Consider the following 7,111-nt stretch of genomic DNA (forward strand, 5'->3'; position numbering starts at 1 on the left):
CCGGGATCTTCCGCGCGACCGCCGCCCACCGGGTCAGCCGACCGTCACCTGGCACGCAGCTCGGCAAGAGCCTCGGCCGTCACGGGCGAGACGGCGCCTTCCTCGGTGACGATCGCCGTCACCAGCTCCGGCGGCGTCACGTCGAACGCCGGGTTGTACGCCTGGGTCCCCAGGGGTGCCACCGGCATCCCGCCTCCCGCCCCCACCACCGGCACCTGCGGCGCTGTGAGCTCGGTCACCTCATATCCGGGGCGCTGTTCGACCTCGATGGCCGCTCCGTCCGGCGTCTCCGGATCCACCGTCGTCACCGGCGCCACCACGATGAACGGCACATGGTGGTACCGCGCGAGCACCGCGAGCGGATAACTCCCCACCTTGTTCGCCACCGATCCGTCGGCCGCGATCCGGTCCGCCCCGATCAGTACCGCGTCCACCTCCCCCGCCGCGAACAGCGAACCGGCCGCGTTGTCGGTGAGCAAGGTGTACGCCATACCGCTGCGCGCCGCCTCGTACGCCGTCAGGCGAGCGCCCTGCAGCAACGGGCGCGTCTCGTCCACCCAGAGTCGCCTGAGCCGCCCCGCCCGGTGCGCCCGCAGGGCCACCGCGAACGCCGTTCCCTCCCCTCCCGACACCAGCGAACCGGTGTTGCAGTGGGTGAGGATCCGATGCCCTCCGCCCGGCAACAGCTCGTCCAGCAGCGCGAACCCGTGCTCGGCCATCCGCGCGCTGGCCTCGGCATCCTCCCGGTGCAGCGCCCGCGCCGCACCCAGCGCCGCCGCGGCCGGCCCCCTGTTGTCCGCACCGCCGGACAGAGCGGACCGGTACGCCGCCACCGCCCTGCGCACGCCGACGGACAGGTTCACGGCGGTGGGCCGCGCGCTCGACAACGCCGTCGCGGCCTCGTCCACGTCGAAGCCCCGGGCGGCGGCGAGCGCGACGCCGTACGCCCCCGCGATCCCGAGCAGCGGAGCTCCACGCACCGCGAGCGAACGGATCGCCTCGACCAGCGCCGGCGCGTCCGTGCACACCAGCTCGACCTCCTCGGCCGGCAGTCTGGTCTGGTCGAGAAGGACCACAACGGGCCCTTCGGGCGGCTCCTCCCATCGGATCACCGGTATCCCCGTCGGCCGCTTGTCCTCGCCGGTTTGCGCGTACTGATCAGCCATGCGGTCAGTCTGCCCCGTATCCGCCAGACAATTGAAGGTACGCAGCCTCTACCGCGGCCGGTCACTGGGCGACATCCCCATGGCACGATGGCAGCCAACCTGCCACCGCGACCGCGGACGGGCACCGTGAAGGAGCTTCGATGAACGACACTCCGGGCTGGGCCTCGCCCGGATCCGCCCCGTCCGACGGGCGGGAACCCGGCGCGTCCGCCCCTGCCGACCGCACCGTTCCCGCAGGGCCTGCCGATCAGCCGGGTACGGACCCACAGGGCTCCGACTCGAAGTGGTCCAAGGAGCAGCCACCGCCCGGCCAGTGGTCCGCGCCCACGGGCCCCCCGGCACCAGGCCAGGAACCGCCGCCCCCACCCCCCGGCCCCGGCTGGGGCGGCCAGCCCCCCGGCGGCGGATACGGGGGCTACGGCGGCCCCGGCGGCTACGGCCCCCCGGGTGGCTACGGTCCGCCCGGCGGATACGGAGCCTGGGGCGGCGGCTGGGGCGGCCCCCCGCCCGCCGCCAAGCCCGGCGTGATCCCGCTGCGCCCGCTCGGCGTCGGCGAGATCCTCGACGGCGCCGTCTCCACCATGCGCACCTACTGGCGCACGGTCCTCGGCATCTCCCTGACGGTCGCCGTCGTCACCGAGGTCGCGGTGATCCTCCTTCAGGGCCTCGTCCTGAACGACACCGAGACCACCGACGCCCTCAACGACCCGAGCGCCTCCCTCAGCGAGGTGTCCCGCGCCGCGGGCGAGGTCATGCTCAGCTCGGGCGCCGTCCTGCTGATTTCCCTGGTCGGCACCATCATCGCGACCGCCCTGCTGACGACCGTCACCAGCCGCGCCGTGCTCGGCAAGTCCGTGACCACCGGCGAAGCCTGGCGCGACGCCCGCTCGCAGGTCATGAAGCTGTTCGGCCTCATCGTGCTGACCGGCCTCATCGCGGTGGGCGTCCTGCTCGTCGGCGCACTGCCCGGCATCGTCGTCGCGATCGTCGGCGGCCCGGGCGACGCCATCGCCGCCCTGCTCGTTCTCGGCATCCTCGCCGGCGTCGTCGTCACCGTGTGGCTGATGATCCGCTTCTCCCTGGCCTCGCCCGCGCTGATGCTGGAGAAGCAGGGCATCGTCAAATCTCTGGGCCGCTCCGCCAAGCTGGTCCGCGGCTCCTGGTGGCGGGTCTTCGGCATCCAGCTGCTGGCGACGATCATCGCCAACATCGTGTCGTCGCTCGCCGTGATCCCCTTCACCGTGCTCGCCGCCTTCCTCAGCGGCGACGGCTTCTCCGGCTTCCTCCAGGGCACCAACGACAACTACGGCTGGACGTTCCTCGTCATCAGCGGAATCGGCTCGGTGATCGGCTCCATGCTCACCTTCCCGATCAACGCGGGCGTCACCGTGCTCCTCTACATCGACCAGCGCATCCGCCGCGAGGCCCTCGACCTCGAACTGGCCCGCGCCGCCGGCGTCCAGGAGTACAGCACCGCCGCCCCAGGCACCGTCCCGGGGAGCTGATGGGGTGAGCCTGACGGGGGAAGTCCTCACGGCGGTACCGGCGGCCCTGCCGCGCGCCGCCGACGAGGCGGTACGTGGCCTGCTGCGTGCCCGGGACACGGCCTTGCTGTCGCTGACAGGCTCGGGCGACGAGCCGCCGGTGACCATTCCGCGCGACCCCGCGCGGGAGGCGGCGCGCCGTGAGCTGTCCAAGCGGATGTACCACGAGAACGATCCCGGGCTGTTCCAGCGCGCCGTGAACGCCATCCTGGACTGGGTCGACCGCCTGCTCTCCACAGCCGCGTCCGCGACGCCCGGCGGCGCGCTGGGCCTCGTCGTCGTGGTCCTGGCCGTCATCGCCGTCCTGGGCGCCCTGTGGTGGCGGCTGGGCACCCCGCACCGCCAACCCACCTCCACCGCCGCCCTGTTCGACGACCGCCCCCGCAGCGCCGCCGAACACCGCGCGGCCGCCGAGGCCCATGCCGCCCAGGGCCACTGGAACCAGGCCCTCCAGGAACGCATGCGCGCCGTCGTCCGCGCCCTGGAGGAACGCGCCCTGCTCGACGTCCGCCCCGGCCGCACCGCCGACGAGGCCGCCGCCGAAGCCGGCCGCGCCCTGCCCGTCCACACGGACCGGCTGCGCGCCGCCGCCCGGGAGTTCGACGACGTCACGTACGGCGGCCGCAGGGCGACCCAGGCGTCGTACGAGCGCATCGCCGAACTCGACCGCGACCTGGAACGCACCAAGCCGATGCTCGTCAGCAGCACCCACAGCACGGCCCACAACACCCGCCAGGGAGCCGCCGAATGACCATCGGCACAGCCCTCCCGGCCACCACCTCCACCGCGCCCACCACCCGCCAGGTGTGGACCCGCGCCCGGGGCATCGTCCTCGCCGTCGTGCTCCTGCTGGCCGGGGCCGTCGCCATCGCCGTCATCCGCTCCGACAGCAGACACGGCGACCTCGACCCGCGCTCCGCCGACACCTACGGCAGCCGCGCCGTCGCCGAACTCCTCGCCGACCGGGGCGTGGACACCCGCGTGGTCACCACCCTGGCCGAGGCCCGCGCCGCGGCCGGCCGCGACACCACCCTCCTCGTCGCCGTCCCCGACCTGCTGACCCCGCGTCAGCAGTCCCGGCTGAGGGCGTCGACCGCAGGATCGGGCGGCCGCACCGTCCTGGTCGCCGCCGGGAGTACGTCCGTCGAACGGCTCGCCCCCGGCGTCACCGCCGACCCCGCCACCAGCCTGAAGTCCACGCTGAACCCCCACTGCGACCTGGCCGCGGCCCGGCGGGCGGGCAGCGCCGACACCGGCGGCATCCGCTACACCACCACACACCTCGACGCCGACTCCTGCTACCCCAGCCAGCGCCTGGCCACCCTGATCCGCGTCCCGGCGGCCTCCGGAGGCGGCGACACCGTAGTCCTCGGCGCGCCCGACATCCTCCTCAACGACCGGCTCGACCAGCAGGGCAACGCCTCGCTCGCCCTGCAACTCCTCGGCTCGCGCCCGCATCTGGTCTGGTACCTCCCCTCGCTCTCCGACTCCTCGGCCACCGGCACCGGCGAACAGAAGAGCCTCTTCGACCTGCTCCCCTCCGGCTGGCTCTGGGGCACACTCCAGCTCTTCATCGCCGCGGGCCTCGCCGTCTTCTGGCGAGCACGCCGGCTCGGCCCCCTCGTGCCCGAAAAACTTCCCGTGGTGATCCGCGCCTCCGAAACCGTCGAAGGCCGCTCCCGCCTCTACCGCAAGGCCAACGCCCGCGACCGCGCGGCCACCGCTCTTCGCTCCACCACTCGCACCCGCCTCGCCCCCCTCGTAGGCGTCCCGATCTCCCAGGCGCACGCGCCCGAAGCCCTGCTCCCCGCCCTGTCCGCCCACCTCCACGGCGACGGACAGACCCTGCACTCCCTCCTCTTCGGACCGCCGCCCGGCGACGACGAGGCCCTGATCACCCTCACCGACCAGCTCGACGCCCTCGAAAGAGAGGTACGCCGTCCATGATGGACCCGACCACTGACAACGCCGGGACCACCGGGAACCCGGCCGACGCCCGGGCCTCCCTGGAAGCCCTGCGCGCCGAGATCGCCAAAGCCGTGGTCGGCCAGGACCCCGCCGTGACCGGCCTCGTCGTCGCTCTCCTCTGCCGCGGACACGTACTCCTTGAAGGAGTCCCCGGAGTCGCCAAAACGTTGCTCGTCCGCGCCCTCGCATCCGCACTCGAACTGGACACCAAGCGCGTCCAGTTCACCCCCGACCTCATGCCGAGCGACATCACGGGCTCCCTCGTCTACGACACCCGCACCGCCGAGTTCTCCTTCCAACCCGGCCCGGTCTTCACCAACCTCCTCCTCGCGGACGAAATCAACCGCACCCCGCCCAAGACCCAGTCGTCCCTCCTCGAGGCCATGGAGGAACGCCAGGTCACGGTCGACGGCACACCCCGTCCGCTCCCCGACCCGTTCCTGGTCGCCGCGACCCAGAACCCCGTCGAGTACGAGGGCACGTACCCCCTCCCCGAGGCCCAACTCGACCGCTTCCTCCTCAAGCTGACGATCCCCCTGCCCTCCCGGGAGGACGAGATCAACGTCCTCACCAGGCACGCTGAAGGCTTCAACCCGCGCGACCTGCGCGCCGCCGGCGTACGCCCCGTGGCAGGCCCCGCCCACCTCGAAGCCGCCCGCGCCGCGGTCGCCAAGACGACCGTCTCCCCCGAGATCACCGCCTACGTCGTCGACATCTGCCGCGCCACCCGCGAGTCGCCGTCCCTCACCCTCGGCGTCTCCCCACGCGGCGCCACCGCCCTGCTGGCCACTTCACGCGCATGGGCCTGGCTGACCGGCCGCGACTACGTCATCCCCGACGACGTCAAGGCCCTCGCCCTGCCCACCCTCCGCCACCGCGTCCAACTCCGCCCCGAGGCCGAGATGGAGGGCGTGACCGCCGACTCCGTCATCAACGCGATCCTCGCCCACGTCCCGGTCCCCCGCTGATGCCCCTCACCGGTCGCGCCGCCCTCCTCGCGGCAATCGGATCGATCCCCATCGGCCTGTGGGGACCCAGCTGGACAGGCATCCTCGCGGTCGACGGCCCCCTGGCCCTGGCCTGCGCCTGCGACTTCGCCCTGGCGGCACCGGTACGACGCCTCGTGCTGACCCGCTCCGGTGACACATCCGCGCGCCTCGGCGAGACCGCGGACGTCACCCTGACGGTGACCAACCCGTCCGGACGCCCGCTCCGGGCCCGCCTCAGGGACGGCTGGCCGCCCAGCAGTTGGCAGTCCGGCACAGAGGTCGAGGCCTCACGCCACCGCCTCACCGTCCCGCCCGGCGAACGCCGACGCGTCACGACCCGCCTGCGCCCCACCCGCCGCGGCGACCGCCAGGCGGACCGCGTCACGATCCGTTCCTACGGCCCCCTCGGCCTGTTCTCCCGCCAGAGCGGCCACAAAGTGCCCTGGACCGTACGGGTTCTGCCCCCGTTCACCAGCCGCAAGCACCTGCCGTCGAAACTCGCCCGATTGCGTGAACTAGACGGCCGCACCAGCGTTCTGACGCGAGGTGAGGGCACCGAATTCGACAGCCTGCGCGAGTACGTCCCCGGTGACGACACCCGCTCCATCGACTGGCGGGCAACGGCACGGCAGTCGACGGTCGCCGTACGCACCTGGCGTCCCGAACGCGATCGGCACATCCTTCTGGTCCTCGACACCGGCCGTACCTCCGCCGGCCGGGTCGGCGACGCCCCACGCCTGGACGCCTCCATGGACGCGGCACTCCTTCTCGCCGCCCTCGCCTCACGCGCGGGCGACCGCGTGGACCTACTCGCCTACGACCGCCGAGTCCGCGCCCTCGTCCAGGGCCGCTCGGCCGGCGACGTACTTCCGTCCCTGGTCAACGCGATGGCCACGCTGGAGCCCGAGCTCGTCGAAACGGACGCACGCGGCCTCACCGCCACAGCACTCCGTACGGCTCCGCGCCGCTCACTGCTCGTCCTCCTGACGACGCTCGACGCAGCCCCTGTCGAGCAGGGCCTGCTTCCGGTGCTCTCCCAGCTGACCCAACGCCACACGGTTCTGATCGCTTCAGTGGCCGACCCGCACATCGCCCGTATGGCAACGGCTCGCGGAGACGTCGACGCGGTGTACGAAGCAGCGGCCGCGGCACAGGCGCAGAGCGAACGGCACCGGACCGCGGAGCAACTCCGTCGGCATGGAGTGACGGTTGTGGACGCCACCCCTGATGATCTCGCTCCGGCACTGGCGGACGCGTATCTGGCGTTGAAGGCGGCCGGCCGACTCTGAGTCGCAACGGGCAGGCCTGCCGATGGATGGGCCTGCCGATTGCTCCCCAAACCAAGCCCGTAAATGCAGAAAGGCCCACGCCATACGGCGTGGGCCTTTCCCAAAATTTGTTCGGCGGTGTCCTACTCTCCCACAGGGTCCCCCCTGCAGTACCA

General features: G+C 72.6%; 6 protein-coding genes. 5 read left to right on the forward strand and 1 reads right to left on the reverse strand.

Translation table 11 applies throughout. From position 1 onward, the window contains the following. Window positions 1–44: 44 nt before the first annotated feature. Window positions 45–1,166, reverse strand: a complete 1,122-nt coding sequence (gene mtnA / locus ACFZDK_RS41655) for an S-methyl-5-thioribose-1-phosphate isomerase (RefSeq protein ID WP_390980672.1) — start codon at window positions 1,164–1,166, stop codon at window positions 45–47. Between the two features lie 140 nt (window positions 1,167–1,306). Between mtnA and ACFZDK_RS41660 the strand changes: the two genes are divergently transcribed. The 5 genes from ACFZDK_RS41660 to ACFZDK_RS41680 are packed head-to-tail and all read left to right on the forward strand — an operon-like array spanning window position 1,307 to window position 6,956. After that, entirely contained in the window at window positions 1,307–2,671 is a 1,365-nt protein-coding gene (locus ACFZDK_RS41660; protein WP_390980674.1) for a hypothetical protein, read from the forward strand. 4 nt (window positions 2,672–2,675) lie between these two features. Further along, on the forward strand, window positions 2,676–3,461 hold the full coding sequence (locus ACFZDK_RS41665) for a DUF4129 domain-containing protein (RefSeq protein ID WP_390980676.1): 786 nt from the start codon (window positions 2,676–2,678) through the stop codon (window positions 3,459–3,461). Then, window positions 3,458–4,657, forward strand: coding sequence for a DUF4350 domain-containing protein (locus ACFZDK_RS41670; protein ID WP_390980678.1), 1,200 nt, complete (start codon window positions 3,458–3,460; stop codon window positions 4,655–4,657). The genes ACFZDK_RS41665 and ACFZDK_RS41670 overlap by 4 nt, the downstream gene beginning before the upstream one ends. Beyond that, on the forward strand, window positions 4,657–5,646 hold the full coding sequence (locus ACFZDK_RS41675) for a MoxR family ATPase (protein WP_359221085.1): 990 nt from the start codon (window positions 4,657–4,659) through the stop codon (window positions 5,644–5,646). Before ACFZDK_RS41670 ends, ACFZDK_RS41675 begins: the two co-directional genes overlap by 1 nt. Then, entirely contained in the window at window positions 5,646–6,956 is a 1,311-nt protein-coding gene (locus tag ACFZDK_RS41680) for a DUF58 domain-containing protein (RefSeq protein ID WP_390980681.1), read from the forward strand. Before ACFZDK_RS41675 ends, ACFZDK_RS41680 begins: the two co-directional genes overlap by 1 nt. The last annotated feature ends 155 nt before the right edge of the window (window positions 6,957–7,111 follow it).

Source organism: Streptomyces sp. NPDC007901 (assembly GCF_042959465.1).
GTDB lineage: Bacteria > Actinomycetota > Actinomycetes > Streptomycetales > Streptomycetaceae > Streptomyces.

Coding starts and splice junctions, on each gene's coding strand:
- ACFZDK_RS41670 (WP_390980678.1), top strand. CDS start 3,458: ATGACCATCGGCACAGCCCTCCCGGCCACCACCTCCACCGCGCCCACC.
- ACFZDK_RS41675 (WP_359221085.1), top strand. CDS start 4,657: ATGGACCCGACCACTGACAACGCCGGGACCACCGGGAACCCGGCCGAC.
- ACFZDK_RS41660 (WP_390980674.1), top strand. CDS start 1,307: ATGAACGACACTCCGGGCTGGGCCTCGCCCGGATCCGCCCCGTCCGAC.
- ACFZDK_RS41680 (WP_390980681.1), top strand. CDS start 5,646: ATGCCCCTCACCGGTCGCGCCGCCCTCCTCGCGGCAATCGGATCGATC.
- mtnA (WP_390980672.1), bottom strand. CDS start 1,166: ATGGCTGATCAGTACGCGCAAACCGGCGAGGACAAGCGGCCGACGGGG.